The organism is Nostoc sp. NMS2 (genome assembly GCF_017115105.1).
Classification (GTDB): Bacteria; Cyanobacteriota; Cyanobacteriia; order Cyanobacteriales; family Nostocaceae; genus Nostoc.
This window is the reverse complement of record NZ_JABXKH010000109.1, coordinates 40,617-58,452: the sequence shown is the minus strand read 5'-3', so window position 1 is coordinate 58,452 and position 17,836 is coordinate 40,617. Positions and strand designations below refer to the sequence as shown.

The window sequence follows — 17,836 nt, the reverse complement described above, 5'->3', positions numbered from 1 at the left end:
AAGCTAGAGTTCCGAGTTGAAGTTGTTTTATTGATGTAATGATGCAGTAGTATTTGTGATTGTCTTAAAAAAGCTAATAGGTCATAACATCTTGCTTAAAATAGTCAGATTCCAGGAATTCGACATAGGATATTTCTTGTAACCAAGCTTTCAAATTGCATTTGCAAAGCAATAGCCGTTATTGGATCATTGAGTAATACACCAGCTTCGATATTGCGCTCGTGAGCCGCTTCTGTAAAATTAGCGGAGGTAACAAGTACACGCTCCTGATCTACAACAACACACTTGGCGTGTAAACAAGCTTTTGATTCCACACCCACCATCAGCGATCGCGGATCGTGAAATACTTCAGGTAGTCTTTTTCCTGGCCAAATATCTTGGCGAAAACTACTGGCAAACTCCCGTAGTAAAGTAGATGTTGGCACTTCACTGTTGTGCGGTCGGTTGACGTTAAGAAACATTCGCACATTTAATTCTGGGTTAAAATCCATTCGTTCTGCCAGCACCATAAATAACTCTCGTGCTTTTTGTCTTTTATCAATAGCAAAGCTAGAAATCAGAACACTTGTTTTGGCAGTGCTAAACAACTCGCGCACAACAACACTAGTATCGCGGCTTTGAGAACCAACAATTTCTGGGCCAGTCCAAACTAAGTCAATGCGATCGCTCACAGCTTGGGATGTACTTCGTTCTTCTGCCAGCAGTCGCAGTGTGTAAGCAATATGCTGAGAATGTACGCCCATAACATTGAGGCGGTTGAGTTCATCAACTATGTCTCGATTCAAAGCCGCAGGGATGTAGTTAGCTACATTGGATATAGAAAAGGGCGGGGAAAGTCTGCCAGTTTCTAAAGCTGCTGCTAAATTAACGAGGGTTGGACGACTGAGGTTAAGAAAACCCATTAAACAAGTACCTGATCTGGAAAGAATTCTGCTCCTAGTCCTTCAACAGTAGCCACAACCAATGCTCTATCGAGAAACTCATTGCGGCGTTCGCAGGAAGTTTCCGCGATCAGTAGGCATCCGTGACAAGCAGATCCGTGTAAAAATCTTTCCTCTTGTACGTTATCTGGTTGATGTTGAGCGCATACTGGATCGTTAGAACAAAGTTTTCCCAACTCTAGGGCAACATTCAAATGTTCTTCAAGTTGATTCCCTACTTGTACAAGTCCCCCTAAAGTCCCCTCAGAACCGGGAGAACCAGTATATAAAAGGATGCCATAACCTGCATCACTGGCATAGATGCGTTCACGAATTGAACTAGCTGCATAACCACACTCCAAAGATACTGCTGTAATCAAGAGGTGTGATAGGGAATGGAGCATGATATAAGGAAGTCCAGGGAAAATGGCTTTTTCAGGGGGAATGCCCTTGCGATCGCGCCAGACATTGAAACCCCTTTCTAATTTTTGCCCCTGTTGTTTAACAGCCTTCCGTTGCTGCCAATCTTTTATCGCTTGTTTGTTAAAGGCAATAAACACCCCTTCGCCTTTATTCTCGATCGCAGGCACCCATTGACGTTCAAAATCCAAATCAGCACGCCGCACATTAATGCTTAAATCATCAATTTCTCCTTCAATATTAGGGATGGATGCCTCAAAACGGGTAAAGCCAACTTGGGCAATCACTTCTCGCAGACGATGCACTAACACCACCTGTTCTATAAATGGCAATAGTGCAGGATTGAAATTATCTAACTTGCGTTTACTAGCGTAAAACTCGTCATTAGAAGTACCTATTTCTGCTGAACAAGAAAGTAAGGCTTCAATTTCTACTTGTTTGATGGTTTTAGAATCGCTGCTTCTTCCACTTTGACGGCGTTGAATTTCTGCCCAAACCACCTCCGATCCAAATTTAGTTAAGTCAGCATACTTAGGATTCCTTTTCAGATTTTTTTGCACTTCATCTAAGTCTTCCAAATATTCCAAGTCCTGTAAGTAATGGCGATCCACTACTTTTTTCAATTGCTCATCAGCATCTGGAATCGAAATCACGCTGAGGGTTTGAGCAAAATAGGCATTACTAGCAGAACGTACCAAAAGACGGTTATGTTCTCGTTCGTTGGTTTGGACAATATTACCTGATTTATCTGGGGCACAAACCCAACAAGGTTCCTGAGCTTTAGCACCCAGCCAAGGACGATCCCCTTGGCATTGTCCGAAAACTTTGGAATTTTTGGCTTTAGCTATGGAAAGTGGACGACGAGCTTTGCAGCCTTCACAGCGCACAAAAATTTCTTCAAAGTCATTGCCAGAGCCACCTTCATCTAGCCACAGTTGTCCCCGACAGGTGGTTTCAAAATCTTTATGGGCAAAGGCGTACCAGTTTATATCACTCAGATGTCCATTTATACAAGCTTGCACAAAGCGGACTGGTACGTATGACACGCGCTGTCCTTCAAATTTTGATCCCTCCTTAACTGTTCGCCAGTTAGCTAGGGGACGGGTACGATAATCTTTCCCGTTGAAGCGAATGGTTTGATCAACTTGAGCTACAAACCAAGCAGGAAAAATAAATGCATCCACACCACTAAGAGGCATATTCGGGTCTGAAGTCTCTCGCGGTGGACTAAATAGTTCGATATTCTTAACTTGCAGCATTTCGCAAACTTTATCTTTCAAACGGTCTTCACGAATAGGCTGCATTTCGCCTTTCCAGTAGGTCAATCCCCCAATTACTACCGAGTATTTAGGTAAATCTACCATCGCTCCCGGGCCAAAGGTTGATAAAAGCTGGCTTTGGCGGATTTCTGCTTGTGGTTTTATTTTATTATTTGACTTCTTCATTAAACTTCTTCCTCTATTTCTAAACCAACAGGGTCACGCACAAAAAGTTTCACTACTGGCTCGACATCTCGCAAGCTGCGCTGGGCTTTGAATTTTTGCCGATCGCTACTTTCTTTGTCCGCCTTGGGGTCAAGGGCATCAAGTAGTAAAGGGGCTGCCATCTCTACTTCATTGCGTTGATATTGTAGGCGTTGGTCTTGCACGGCAATATGTTGCCATGTATCTAAACGGTCTATAACTTGTCGCCGGATTTCTTGACGCAGACTTTCGGCTTCATCGGCTTTTAAGGGGCTATGTCCTTCTGCACGTTTAACGATCGCATCCACCACAAAATCTAAAAGCAGGCGATGTTGGGTAATTTGAGCAGCACCTAGAGGCGCTGTCATCTCTGCATTACCTAATCTGGCAAGGGCAACGGTAACACCTGATAAACCGCGATCGATGGCGCGGGGTGAGAAGGGAGTAACGCTACTTGCTTCCACTGTGCGGTAGAAAGTATCATGCCAGATTTGAAAACGTTCGTAGTGAGAGCGATCGCGCGGTCGGTGAATGTTGAGTAAGGTAACGACTAAACCAGGTTTTTCAGCTTCTCGACCGACGCGGCTGGTGGCTTGGATGTATTCAGCAGTGGTTTTCGGCTGTCCTAAAACTACCATCAGCCCTAAGCGGGTGATATCTAGCCCTACGGAAATCATGTTAGTTGCTAGGGCAATATCAACTCTTTCTTTCTCATGAAAAGGTAAAGCTAGACGACGTTTGGTATTAGCAATTTTGTTAGTGCTGATGCGAGAGGTTAATTCTTCCGGTTCATCATCAATTTTGCGATCGCAAAATAAGCTAAACGGTTCTTGGTAGCGACGGCGATCGCCATAATGACTCAGGCGGGAGTTTACCTCATCTTCCACTAGGCGGCGACTACCACCCAATTCCCGCAGGGAATTAAAATAACCTAGCAGTGTCATATAAGGGTCAGCAGGATTATGCTGATTTGTTTTTCCGCCGGCATCTTCCCAAGCTTGTTTAGCTGCTCCCAACAGGGCTAAGTATGCTCGTAACAGAACTACTTTAAGGCTGCGTCCTTGGGCTACAACTCCGACATAAAGCCGTCCCGGTGTTTTAGTGATTGGTACGGTTTCGGCAAAAAAGGAGTCGTGGCGATCTGGCCCAGGAGGCGGAAAAATATCTACCTGGCTGTGACTAAACAAAGCTTGAATTTGGCGCTCCGCACGGCGGACTGTAGCAGTGGAGGCAATAATCTTCGGTCGGATAGTTTTATTATTGTGCGTCACACTACACAGAACATCGATAACCGTTTCGTATAATCCCACCATTGTTCCCAGAGGCCCAGAAATCAAGTGCAATTCGTCTTGAATAATCAAATCTGGTGGAGGTAAATTTTTGTCTAAGGCTCGACCTTTGGTTTTAGCATCAGCTGGCCCAGTGAATCCTACTTTTTCATCAAAATGAGTTACCTTGCCAAATAGCGCTCCAGTTTGACCAACCCAAGGCAGATTCGCAAATTTATCAACGGTGGAAATTATGAAGCAAGGAAGCCGTCGATAGATTTGTTCATCTACGGCTACGATGGGTAGGGGATTGTTGCCTTTAAATACACAAGCAGGTTTACCATCCGCGTGTTTTTTCCGATTGTCGCAGATTACCCGCAGGTCAGTAGGTGCATCCGCAAGTGGTAAAAGTTGAAACGATCGCGCTTTCAATTCCGTGCCACACCAAGGACACCTTTCTAGGGGAATCGGCTTTGGTTTATGAGGATAATGCCGATCAAATTCTTGAGTCCGCGCCCAAGCTGAATTATCTTTGTCGCCTTTTTTACCCATTTTATTGGGTGTGGCACCCTGCCCAACCCACAACCCAATCTCAAAGGGATGCTTACCTAGTCTAGGATTTTGCTGACGTTCTAGTTCTAAGGCACAGACGAGGGTTGCGGCTCTTTCCAATTGGTCTAGAGTCAGGAGGCGCAGAGTGTAGCGCATGAGAACGCTGACACCAGCAGAGTGGATACTAGGATCGCGCAGACGACGCAGCACGAGAGTAAACGCTGCCAACCCTAAATAGGCTTCGGTTTTGCCGCCACCAGTGGGAAAGAACAGCAAATCTACTATTTCCCGATCTGGATGTTCTGGTTGAGCAATGCTCAGGATGTTCAACAGCAGAAAAGCTAGCTGGAAAGGTCGCCACTTCGGTGGTGAAAAGTCTTCAGGGGATTTGTCTGGATTATCGTGAGTTAGGCGTTGTCTTCTAGCAGTTGCTAGGGCTTGGTTAGCAATTTGAAAAGCTTCTAACACCAGAGGATCGTCTAAAGCTTGTAATCCGGCGGCTATGCGTTGCTTAATTCTGCTAGCTGTGGTTAATAATTCACTCTTCATCTTTCTCTGGTGCGGTTCAGTGGGGGCTGCGGCTTGCTGTTTGGTAATCCAGTCAGTATATGCAGTCACCATTGGGTAAACCATCTCAGATATAGTTGCCGCGTCTTTTGCCTTAGCTAGTGCTTCCATGCCTAGTTCTAGCCCCGGAATTTCTGCTGGTTCTACTCTGGCCACCTCTGCTGTGGGCATCCAGTTAGTACGAATTTCTTGACAGATATGATTCGAGCTAAGGATAGTAATAGCAGAAACGTTGTGTCCAACAGCATATTCGCAATCGTTGCGGTATTGCAGGCTTGACACCGCTTCGTCCCTGTCTTGGCTGTTTTGCCCCCGCAAGTTAGGGCGGGATACAAAAGCGTCAGCTGTGCGGATGGTGAGGCAGGCTTGAAAAATAAAACTGATGTCGTGCTTTTGGTTGGGATTGTTGCTGCGGTAGTTAACTAAGAATACTGAAACTGAACGCGTACCAACAGGGAGTTTTTGTTGAGGTGATGAAGCTACAGCCCGATTTGACACAAATAACTTTAAGCCGTTGCTGTCTGGAACTTCAATCTGAATTTTTCGCTGATTTCCCAGCAGGGAAATAGGCATACTAATGCAATGAGGAGAGCGTTGCCATAATTCTTGCTTGGCTGACTGGGGATTCTCGCTATCATCTAATTCTGTTTCGCTTTCAAGAAATTGGTAGTCACCCCATTGCACAGTTATATTCAGTTCTGTGGTATTTTCTGGTAGAAGAAAGCTCAAGCCAATGGAAGAAGGAAAGTGAGCTTTACGGGCTGAGGAGGCTTCGGGAGCATTGGCATCTTCATTAGTATCACTGCTACTAAGTTGTTCGAGTGTGTCATCTGCTGTTTCGTCCGATCGCACTTCAACAGGCGCTCCAAAAGGTACTAAAAAACCTGTAAGATACCACTTAGAAGGAGCTTGGGTGAGGATTTCCTCGCCATATTCAACATCATCAGGGGTTGGCCCCACCAAGTCTAGTTGCATGGCGCGGATTAAATGCGATCGCACTTCGGCAGATGTGGTCATAATGAGGGCAGGGAACAGGGAATAGGGAACAGGGAACAGTAAGTGTTCATAAATGATTTAGGATGGCTATGCTTTTTTGGGAATTCATCGGTATGGCTAACGTTGAACCTCTCACATAGAAGTAGAGGGAAAATCAGGAATAGTTAAAGTCGTTTCCGTCGCCTTGCGAGATTTCGCTACTTTTTTAGTATTCCCTTTTCCCTTGGATTTCTCAGCAGCCTTACCGCCTAAAATTTCCGCTTCGGCGCGTTGCTGGTTGAGTTCGAGTAAGCGGGCTAATACTTCGTCATGAATTTCTTCAGCCCAACGGTAGCGCCAAGGCTTTTTCTTCTGGCGTTTGCTGGTGTTTTCGTCGTCTTCTTCGTCTTCGTAGTCAAGCAGGAAGGTGCAGTCTGTGGAAATATCTGTCCAGCCGTAAGCATTGAGGACAGCCCGATCCATTTGGGCGTGGAGTAAGCGTAGTTGTAAAATATCGGGGTGGCGTTCGTCGGGATCGTGGAAGCGGTTGTATGTGTCGGTGAGTCCCTGGTTGTTACGAACCATTAAGGCGGCGCGGTATTCATAGTAGGTTTTACCCACAGTTTCTAGGGTGCAATTGATTTCCCAGTTTTCGGGGAAGGCGAAGGTTTCAAAGCAATCGGTAGGAGAATAGTTAAGATCATCCTTCATAGTAGAAGAAAAAAATCGTGCAAATATTTCGTGAATACGACTTTGTAAAATAGTAAAAGCTGCATTTTTATCTATTGCTAAAACGACTAATTTATGAGAATAAACCATCCCATTTGGTAAAAATGCAAAAGATAAATGTTTACCGATAATACAACTTACCAATACACGATTAAGAGGGGCTATCGCTTTATTACCCTCTTGGTTTCTACGCCCAAAAAGCCACCACTGACGGCTATAGCTTCCTGGCTTATTCTTTCGTTCTGGAAAAACTTTTTCTTTGACTATCTTATACAAATCTGAATATTCTTGCGCTTCCGTCTCACTCATCTCACCAAAATTAATTACATAGCGATGATGTGAATGAGTCGGACTAGAGTTAACCTCTTCTCCACCAATATAAGGAAATATTCGCTCTTGATTTTTGGGATTTTGTTCAATCAAACGGTGCATTTCTGGAATAGGTGTAGTGTCAGGGTTGGAATCATCAAATGTGAAACCCATTCCCAGCACAATGCTACCAATGAAACTTTTATTAGTATTTGCTAATAAAACAGCAGGGTTTTTATGTCCACCTGACTTAAATAGAAAGGCAGAAATTAAGTCAACTTCGCGCCCATCTAACAGCTTTATACCTTTATACTCACCTTTAAAAATGTGAACTACACTTACAATAACGGCTGCTAAACCCGGCCAAATTAACCGCTTTTGAGCATTGTAAATTATACCTTCATTATGACAGATATAGCTTAATCCACTGCTACGTGTATCACCTTGAAAAATAGTATTTGTAGCAATCAAGCCAAAAGAGCCAAACTTCCGTAACAGTGTAAACGCTCGTCTGAAAAAGTGAGCAACTAAATCACTATTGTTATTAGCTTCTGGATTTACTACAGGCAACCAATCTCTATAACTATCTCCTAATACTGTACTAATTCGTTTACCACCTAAAAATGGTGGATTACCAACAATCGCATCAAACCCCGGATTATCTCTATCAAATACCTCTGGAAGTTCAATCTCCCAATTAAACGCGGGAACAGGTTTTTCACCATACCGCAACTCTGCACAAATTCGCCTGACATCTAAATCATCTTCTTGATTTTTCTGCCTGTTATAAAACTTTAACCATGAATTATCACGCTCATCCTTTCTCGCCTTATCCTTATCCTTAGCGAAAAAGGAAGCAATAACTAAATCCCCTTTTAGCCGAATATCATGCAACTCTGTTTCTATATTTTCGTAAAAAACACGCTTCGCTGCATAATTGTCCTCATCTAACTTGTGAATTACATCTCTGTCAAACTTCACCTTCTCCATCGACAGATTAAACAAAGGTAAATTGGGGTCTGTATAGGTTTTATCTTCATCCCAATTAAACGTTTTAATTTGTTCAGAAGTTAACCCAACTAAGGAATCACCCCATTTCAACGCATGGTCTAAAAAAGTAAAAGGATGAGCTTTCGCCAAAGTCGCCAGCCACAAAGATAACTTAGCCAAATTCACTGCAAAAGGGTTTTTATCCACACCATACAAACACCGTTGCGCCACTAACCGCCGCGCATAAAGTAATGGTTCTTCATCAATTGGAATTTCAGGTAATACGTTTTGCTTATTCCACGCTTCAACTAATTTTTCAGCCAACTGACGACAACTTTCGACCAAGAATGCCCCTGACCCCATCGCCAAATCACAAACTTTCAACTCTAAAATCTGCTCAGGTGTGGGGTTTTCTCCCAAAGCTGATAAAATCGGTCTGAGGGTTTCTTTAACAATCGGCTCTGTCAAAGTACGAGGCGTATAATGAGTACCACTACGCCGCAGTTCTTCCCCCGGTTGCAAATACAGAGAACCCACAGGCATTAAACTCGGCGTTTTCGGTGATACCTTGCGTCCTAACGCCGCCACTACATCCTCTGCTGTCCTCGCATCCTTGAACTCAGTTAGGGATTTACCAGTAATTTCGCAACCTGCAACATCCTTTAAATATTTAGCCCGTTCTCCCACCTTAGTTTTGAGAACTTCCTCAACGCTGACAACAACTGTCACCGAAGATTTGGAACCTTTAGGTTTACTCCAAACACCGATGGCAGGACTACTTGCTCTTTCTACCTCATAGCCCGTAACTGCTTCATAAACAGAGCCAAGTTTCTCAACATCCAAAGAACGGTAAGACAGGCGTTCTCCATCCAGTACCAGCAACCCTTGCAATACTCTGTGAATGACACCATCTGAAACGCGAGGGGGTTCAAGACTTTCCCCTGTTTGATATGCTGTATACTGGGGACGACCTTCTAAAAACGGATATTCATCTGGGTCAAATAGTTGCCCATGACGAGCAGGTAAGTACAAATCAGCATGACCGCCGCCGTCGTAAACCAAACGAAACAGACTCAGCAACCATGCCCAAGCACCATACCGTTGATCCATTGTATCTGGGTAGTTGCCTGCATCTTCTCTTAAGCGCTCGTAAAGTCCACTAACTGAGTAGTAGCGTGTATAAACTGCATCTTGAGACATCAGTCCACGGTCTTCAGCGTAAAGCAGGAACACCAACCGTAGCAAGATGGTAATCAGTCCACCGTAAATATGCTGGGGTGCAGTCGTGGCAATATCACTTATTAAGCCGCTTTTAGTAGTTGCATCTGCTATTTGGAAGCCGCGCAGTAAATCCCATAATGCCTCTAATACCTGCTCTGCTAGCTTAATAGAGACATCGTTTTGATATTTCCGGCTTTTCTCCAGAATTGCAGACAAACGGCGATCGCTAGGGACATTAAACAATCGATCAGCCGAGAGCAACATCTCCATTGCACCCAAAATCAGCCGCCCAGATACCTCACACATTGCCTGCACAGGAAAAGTCAGGTGTCCCGATGACTCACCAAGTGGTGCATAAACCAAACGCAATTCTGTATTGTTGCACAATAGCCCAATGTAAACTTTTGTTTCTTTTAAAAGGCGCTCAAACTTAGACTGGGGGCTGGCGTGCCAACCAGTAGATTTACTATCCTCCGCGCCTGCATTGTCGAGTTCAGTCCCATCAGGAAGCACCTGTACCAGCATCATCCAACCGCCATTAGGGTCGGGTACAGCATATGTGGGTGTCAAAACTTCGTTGTAATCTGGGAGTGCGATCGCTAATGACTCTGGACTGACAACTAAATCTTCTGGTTGCCAACCTAAAACATTGATAGTAAAAGCAGGAAAGTCGTCAATTCCAAAGGTTTTCTTGCCTATGTCACCGGAGACGGGTTCGCGTCTGGCAACTTCTTGCAATGTTTGTTGCAGTTCTACCACATTGCGGTTAACCACAGCTTGGGCTGCTGACAATGCAGGCGGAGACACCACCAACCCCACCGGCTGGAGAAAGCCTAACCATTCTTTATGTAACCGAATTTCTGGATCGTTTGCCATTGTTTATACTCCCTCTAGCCGGAAATCGGCCATAAATAAATTACGCCGACTGGCTCAACCCGCACTGCTTTTACTTTGTAGGCGGCTTCAATCCGGGCTGGTTCTGAAATTAGTTCGGTTGCGATCGCTTGCAGGCGTTTTTCCCAATGGCGACGGTCTGCATCCAATTGGCGCTGTTCTTCTATAAATGGAAGAGACAACTGCACTGCCTTAGATTCTTCTTGGCACTTGAGAATTCGCGTCTGCTGTTCCTCCAGAATCTTCTTCATCTCAGCAGCTTCTTTAGTACCGCGATTGGCCAGGTTTTTCTCAGCCCTTTCAGCCAAAGCTGTGGCGCGGCGTTCCAGATGAGGAATTAATTCTGCTACATCTTGGGCAGCACTTTTTTTCAATCGCTCTTTTACCGCTTCGGCAACTTCCAGCAAGTGAGGGGAAGCTAGGGAATTTTCCAGTAATTCCAGTACGTTGTCTTTCTCGCCTTCTCTTAAAGATTGAAGTTTCTTGCGTCCTCGGCTGATTGGGTCTGACCATTCTGCTGCTACTGCAATTACTTGGTCGTGTAAGCGAGAAGCCCGTTCACCATACAGAGCCAGCCGTCCCAGCGCAATCACTTTTGGCATTGGGTCATTAGTTAGACAAACACAAGCACGAGTTAATTCATCGTGCAAGAAACCCTGAGCTAAAAACCTGCTCAGTAAACGCTGGACAATTCTGTGTTCTAAATGCAGATGAACTACATCCCCATCTAAAGAACCAGGATCTCGAAAAACTACAGGACGAATCGGTGCTTCTTTTCGCCATTCCCAAGGCTTTTGTCCGATTTTTCGAGGTGTTCTCAGGGTATCAAGTGTAGTTGACCATGTTGGATCTGCACCAGTACGCTGGTCGAGAGCCGGAATTGTCCAACGCGCAGTTACAGGATTGTTAGCAACTTCATTCACATCTACAGGGGCAAGTGTTGGGACTCCCAGAATTTCTAAAGAAGCAGAGATGGCATTACGGAAGTGATTGTCATCTAGTCCCAACCACTTCCGCGATTCTTGCAACATTTCTTGTAAATTCTCAACTTGTTTAGTCAAATCCTGTTGGCGGAGTCTGGCTTGCTCCAGTTCCTCATTAATTACCTGTGTGTTTACTGTTTCCTTGTTACTGAGTTGCTCTGCTTTATTAATAGAGTCGGCAAGATTATTTACTTCTTGGTGGCGAATTCCATTAGCGAGTAGGCGCGACACATTTCTTTCAACTACTGGTGCAAGGCTGCCAAGTTCTTGTTGAATCGTGGCTGTTTTCCGCACCAGTACATCCAATACTTTGTCTTCTGTGCGTTGCGGTAAAACAAAGTAGTAACAATGGACAACAGGCGATCGCTGTAATTTGCGGTCAATCCGTCCGTTACGCTGTTCCATCCTTGATGGGTTCCACGGCACATCAAAGTGGAACAAGTCAGCACAGTTATTTTGCAGATTCACTCCCTCCCGTGCTGCATCTGTAGCAATCAGGATTCGTAGGGGATGACGTGCTGGATCAGCGTTAAATGCACTTTTAATCGCTTCGCGGCGTTCTTCTCCAATGCCCCCGTGAAATACATCTATGCGTTCTTGTTCGCGGTTAGAATTAGCGATCGCACTTTGTAATTGCTGTTGTAAATAACATTTAGTATCTGTATATTCTGTAAATATAATTACTCGTCTTTCTAACCAAGCAGCATTCGCTTGACCCAGATCGGGACAAAGATTTTGGCGAATCCACTCCACCAGTTGTTGAATCCTCGGATCTGGCTGGTAGCGAGAGGAATTAGCTACATCTGCCATTTCATCTAAAATTGCTAATTCACGCGCTGTTTGTCCGGCAGCCTGCATACTAGCTGCTGTCATTTGAGCATCTTCTTCTGCAATTACTTCCTCTTCGGAGAATTCAGCCCGTTCGTCGTCTGCACCAGGGGATTCAAACAGCAAAGGTAGACTGACTTGATGTATGGTGGGGCGGTGAGCCGCTTGCTTTTCCATCCCCGTCCGATGCACCTTTAAAGTCCGAGCAAATGCCTCAATGGAAGACAAAAGACGCTTTTGTAGTGAAGTAATCACCAGCATCGCCGTAGTCTGGGTAGATTTCGCTGCATCTTTGAGCTTTTCCTCACGCAGATTGCGATACTGTTGCAGCAATCGGGATAATTTGAGTTCTGGTGCGTCTTCTGGCAGGTTATCAATAACTATAGGAAGAACGTAGCGTTGGGGAAACTCTTCTCCAATCTCCCGTAAATCTTGTTTTAAGCGCCGCACCATTACTGTGTCCAGCAACTTGCGATTACGAACGGGTACTCCTCGGCAGAAACGCTGGGGGTCGAGAATTTCTAGTAAGGCAGCAAAGCTGTTGGAGTGTCCATTGTGGGGAGTGGCAGACAAGAACAGCTTGTGTTCAAAACGCGGTGCTAAATCTCGAACAGTTTTGGTAAGTTGGGAATCAACGGCATACTTTGCACCACTCGCAGGTGCAGCATTGTGAGCTTCGTCCAGGATGAGCATGGAAGCAGCCGCAAAATCACCAAGCCAGTCCCGTAATGGTGCGGCATAGGTTTCATCTCGTAGCAAAGCGTGGGAAATAATGAACCTAGTGTGTGTCATCCAAGGGTTAATTCCATAACCCCGTTCTTGACGACGGGCAGCAATAAACTCACGATCCAGAATCATAAATGTGAGTCCAAAGCGACTCTCCATTTCTTCTTGCCATTGCCTTACCACTGACGGCGGACACGAGATAACGACTCGTCTAACCTTTTGCCGCATCAACATCTCACGCAGTATCAGCCCTGCCTCGATGGTTTTCCCCAAACCGACATCATCGGCAATAAACAAACCAACTCTCGGCATCAGTAAAGCTTTACGCAGTGGTCTCTAGCTGATACGCTTTGACTTCTATACCTGCTCGGTAAGGCGCTTGGAAAAGCTTGGCATCTGTGGAGGTTACGCAATTCCACCGTAATGTGTGCAGATAGGCAGAAAATAGACGCGGATTATCAAAACCTCGATTTGCTATGGAATCCCAAGATGTTGCCCCGACGATTTTGGCATCTATTTCCCGTTCCCAAAGAACTTCTAGCGATTCTCCTAACGCATCATCTTCTAAACAAGAAAGACTAACTTTAGTGTCTTGCTCTGGAGACGGTTTCGACACAACTTCTTCTACAAGATATTGCCGCGATCGCACGCGCACAATCTGTCCAGTTACAATGTCAGTCACTCGTGTCTGCCCCCTTGTAACTCGGCTGGTATTATCCCTCCTCTAATCATGAAAAACTCACTCCCCTAAACCCTAATGCCTGGTTAGCTTGGAGTGCTAATCTACAACCATCTTTTTGAAAGTTGCGTTGCAGGTATAAAATAGCTTTTAATCTATTTGTTCTTTAGCACCTGCTACATCTTAATGATGTTATTTTATATACGTCTATAGCAAGTGGCTATTTTCAGCAGAAAACTTTGTAATTCCTAAATGAAGAGAGTCTAAAAGGTATAATCTACCTAATATCACATAGACAATTATTGGATTAAAATTAAATAGTAATCTATTGCTCAGTAATATCACTTAAAATATTTAGGCTGAATTGCGTATACTTAAAGTAACCTGATAAACTAGCATTATTTAACCACTGTCAACCAACATCGAGAATTGCTCACAGAGATGGAAGCCCTCAAGTAGTTCTTGATAGAGAAAGTACCCTTGAGGGTACTGTGAATGGTATTGAGCCGAGATACGTGTAAAAACCTGCAAGATGGTCTGTAAACCGTTGATATATCTAGGTTTCAAAGATTTCTGGTGGAAGATTAATAGCAGCCTCCAATGGTTGGGGAATATTATGTAAATTCACCACATAATCACCGTATCTTTTGATATGTCTTGTTATGTATGGACTCATTGCTGCAAGGTGTCGCATAGGAATCAATTCGCCCTGTGACATTAACGTTTGGATAGCCAACGACATATCAACCGTATTCTGCAAAATAACTGCGCTTGCTACCAAATCAAGATACTTCAGCCGCTTTTCCTGCTCAATAGGATCATTTTCAGTAATCGCTCCCAGCTTACCGAAGAACACCCAGTCCAGAAAGGCATTGTACATCTCCACAATATTCGTTATCGCTGTAATCTCATGGCGAAGAGCCACATTAGAAACATAGTCGAGCAAAAACATTGTTCGCACTACCTTGCCCAACTCAAGAAAAGCTTGATAAAGTCGATTTTTCTTACTATAGCTACCCAATTTACGTAGAAGCATCGAAGGCATCACCTTACCTGCCTTAATTGACAGTACTACACGTATCATGTCATACCAATGAATCTTGATTAAATTCCAATTGACCACGCCCTTAAACAACGGTTCGATATACTTGTAAGTAACATCTGCGCTGGGGCGAACAAAAGTTAAATCTTTCCAGTTACGGATACGCGGCATCAATTTGATACCGAGAAGATAGGAAATAGCAAACACAGGCCCAGATTGACCTTGAGTATCTGCGTGCAAAGTATCCGGTTGAATATCTGAGAGATTTTTCAACAGCCCATCCAAAATATAGACAGCCTCCCACACACCACAGGTGATAAAGTGGGTAAACAAAGCAATATATTTATCAGAGACATGGTGATAGGCGATACCACCGTAACCGCCGTAGCGGATGTGATACTCGCTGTGTAAATTATTCTCGTATATCTCAAACTTGCTTCCGTCAGCAGCAGCCTTTTTCCCTGTACCCCAGCAAGACGGTAAACTAAAACGGTTGTACGTATTGATAATATCCCGAATTGCAGCTTCAATTTTGGCAGCACTAATATGGCGACGGTTTGTATAAGAAATCATGTGACTTGTCACTGCACCTTGGGAATGACGAGCCATCTGATTAGGGCCAAGATTACAGCCGTAGCTAAAGGTAGTAAAAATATAACGTTCAGCAGGATCAGATATTTTTGGTTCGCTTCCTGAAAATAGACCAAAATGCCTTGTCCAGTTCAACCAATGCTCAACATTGCAAAGGATTTCTAAGATACTGCGCTCCGGCATCAAAGCCCGAATTTTTGATTCTAATTCTTCCACTTCATCCGTTTGAGCTAGGGATGGGATTCTTTTAAGTACAGGTTCTCCGTCTTTATTGATAGTGAATTGTTTATCAACCGCACAAATATTATCTACAACGAAAGCTACCTGTGCTAATTTATCTTGTAGGTGTTTAACAAAGTCATCTGGGTTAGCAGGAAATTCAAGTAAGCGACAGTATTCTTCTATCAAAGGTTCGCATTCAGCATGACTCAATAATTGTTCGCGGAAATCGGCATAACTTGACGAACCCACAACACACGCATCTCCTGTTTTAAATTCAGTTGCTAGATTTGAAAAGATGCAAATTTCTAACTGCTGACGAACCAAAACCTCAGCTCCATCAATTTCTTCTACAACTAGCGCACGCCAGTTACTACTAATAAAATCTAAATCAATCTCAAAAGGTAAATACTTGGCGCGTTTGTGTTGATTTTCTAACACGAACTTTAATGCTTCAATTACTGACTCATCAGCAGAAGTAGAGAGAATATCTAAAGAACGTACCAAACTAAAAAGTGCTTTCCGATTGGCAGAATAAAACCGCCACATCAACGGTAAATGGTTATTGGTGTTGTACGCTGCAATCTCATCCAACTTTTGCAACAGCAATTCTGTACCACCATGTTCATCCAAAATTGATTGCACCTGTTCTCCAAAAATAGCATTATCCTGAGTTTCTTTGGCTTTTGTAGATGCTTTTAATACTTGCCCAAAGGTAGCCAATAACTCTGATGTTTCAGTTAAATGTTTGTCGCGTAATTCCTGCAATCGCTGTTTAGCATTATTTTGAATCTTGAGGATACGTTTAATAAACATATCAACAAGATAATCACGGGTGTTAACCTGTGCCTCGTACAATAGACATAACAGCAACGTCCGACGTTTGGGTAAATTAATATCTTGAAATTCCGAGATATCCAAAGCCCTAGCCTGTGCTGCAAAATGTCTAACTTTGGTGATAGCAATACTTTGTAGCAGTCGCTTGGCATCACCAAAGGTCATAAGAATATCAAACTTACTTTGTAGGAGTTTTATCCCACTAAGTTTGGCACTTTTAGGTGGCGATTTCAGTAAATTAAGTGTGGCATTTTCATCTAGCTCATTATTCGTAACCGCTAGCAATTGGTCTAAATAAATCTGCTCGTTGATGGAAAGCCCTTCAGAACAAAGTGCAAACAAGCGATTATTGACCATTGAACGAATGTGGCGAATTAATCGGTCAAGGGTACTAAATGCTGGTAACTCGTATCGTTCTTTAACTAATTCTTCAATGGCTACATTGATTAAATCAGCAGGGTGGTCTTTTACCTCCGCAGCTTCTGCAACTAATGCGGCTATTAATCTTTGACCTGCCTTATCATACTGTTTGACTTTCAGATAATCCCGAATCGCCTGAAGATAAGTGTAGCGTTGGCGTTCGGATGGAATGGCTTTTACCCAATCTTGTAACTTTAAACACGACCGTAGATGTTTAATAACCGCAATTGGTACTAGTTCGGGGTGGGGAAAATAACCAAGCCGTTGGAAGGATTTTAGCATGACCATAAAACTAAGAAATCCTTCGTGGCTCTTAGTTTTGGACTTTGCAAGCTTGATTTCTTCGCTTTGTGGGGTATAAAGCTCTGCAAGCTCTTTTGGGTTAGGAAATTGTTTGAATTTAGGATATGCAGTCCGGTCAATTAAGCGGTACGCAGTTGCGGGCTAGTTGTGGGAATTGTGGTGAGTTGGTGGTGTCGTTGAGGTATAAATTTTGTCCACTATGTGGAAAGCCTTATAAGGATGGAAGCCAAAATCGATGAAAGCTATATACAACAAGGCTTTCCAGACCATCTTGCAGGTTTTTACACGTATCTCGGCTCAATACCATATAGTGTTTTACATTTGTTAACGAAAGATTTGACCGAGATAAAGTATCAGGGAAAATCCCCCTACCCAAAGTTTTATGAGGTTGTGATTCTGCCAAACCAACTATCGACACGAGATGATATTTCTAGGAGAACGTATCTCCAAGAATATGCACCCCCTGATTTGTGGGAAAGAGTGATGGCTTATTGGCAAGCAAACTTACACAACTTTGTACCCAGACCGGACTCGTCTCAAAGCTCGGATTATACGAAAAATGCACAATGGATGTCTGCCTTGAAGGAGTTAGCACCGCAGAATTATGATAGTTTGTTGTCCCAATGGAAAGTCCAGCATAAGCGACGACCTAATTTGTGGAAAGCGATGAGAAATTTGGGATTGGATTGATGTAATGCTTTTTGTATGTGGCATGGGGAGTACACAATTAGGTTGCAGCACATGAAGTTTTTCAACGACCTACCCCAGGAGTGTCAGCAGGTTCTGGAGATTAGCAATCGCCTTCCTTGCTCAAATATATTCCGATTCACTCTTTGGAGACTGTCAAAAGTCTGTTGCAGTCGTTGGGGAAGGTGAATCGTCCTTATCTAACTGAGTTGG

The 17,836-nt window shown here is 43.8% G+C and carries 8 protein-coding genes; 1 reads left to right on the top strand and 7 read right to left on the bottom strand.

Annotation, left to right across the window (positions count from 1 at the left end; translation table 11 throughout):
• Window positions 1–104 precede the first annotated feature (104 nt).
• The 7 genes from drmC to HWQ36_RS19945 all read right to left on the bottom strand — a co-directional run bounded on the left by drmC (window position 105) and on the right by HWQ36_RS19945 (window position 17,056).
• The gene (gene drmC, locus HWQ36_RS19975) at window positions 105–902 is read right to left on the bottom strand and encodes a DISARM system phospholipase D-like protein DrmC (RefSeq protein WP_292705530.1); all 798 of its coding nucleotides are present in this window, start codon (window positions 900–902) and stop codon (window positions 105–107) included.
• Window positions 902–2,785: a DUF1998 domain-containing protein gene (locus HWQ36_RS19970; RefSeq protein WP_292705528.1), complete on the bottom strand. Its 1,884-nt coding sequence runs from the start codon at window positions 2,783–2,785 to the stop codon at window positions 902–904. Before HWQ36_RS19970 ends, drmC begins: the two co-directional genes overlap by 1 nt.
• On the bottom strand, window positions 2,785–6,207 hold the full coding sequence (gene drmA, locus HWQ36_RS19965; protein WP_292705526.1) for a DISARM system helicase DrmA: 3,423 nt from the start codon (window positions 6,205–6,207) through the stop codon (window positions 2,785–2,787). Before drmA ends, HWQ36_RS19970 begins: the two co-directional genes overlap by 1 nt.
• 111 nt (window positions 6,208–6,318) lie before the next feature.
• The gene (locus HWQ36_RS19960; RefSeq protein ID WP_292705524.1) at window positions 6,319–10,290 is read right to left on the bottom strand and encodes a DNA methyltransferase; all 3,972 of its coding nucleotides are present in this window, start codon (window positions 10,288–10,290) and stop codon (window positions 6,319–6,321) included.
• 14 nt (window positions 10,291–10,304) lie between these two features.
• On the bottom strand, window positions 10,305–13,157 hold the full coding sequence (gene drmD, locus HWQ36_RS19955; protein WP_292705522.1) for a DISARM system SNF2-like helicase DrmD: 2,853 nt from the start codon (window positions 13,155–13,157) through the stop codon (window positions 10,305–10,307).
• 10 nt (window positions 13,158–13,167) lie between these two features.
• The gene (locus tag HWQ36_RS19950) at window positions 13,168–13,527 is read right to left on the bottom strand and encodes a hypothetical protein (RefSeq protein ID WP_292705520.1); all 360 of its coding nucleotides are present in this window, start codon (window positions 13,525–13,527) and stop codon (window positions 13,168–13,170) included.
• Between the two features lie 553 nt (window positions 13,528–14,080).
• Window positions 14,081–17,056 carry a Tn3 family transposase gene (locus HWQ36_RS19945; RefSeq protein ID WP_292705565.1) on the bottom strand — a complete coding sequence of 992 codons (2,976 nt, stop codon included), beginning with the start codon at window positions 17,054–17,056 and terminating at the stop codon, window positions 14,081–14,083.
• Window positions 17,057–17,155: 99 nt separating this feature from the next.
• Between HWQ36_RS19945 and HWQ36_RS19935 the strand changes: the two genes are divergently transcribed.
• Complete coding sequence (locus tag HWQ36_RS19935) at window positions 17,156–17,626, top strand: hypothetical protein (protein ID WP_292705518.1); 471 nt, start codon at window positions 17,156–17,158, stop codon at window positions 17,624–17,626.
• The last annotated feature ends 210 nt before the right edge of the window (window positions 17,627–17,836 follow it).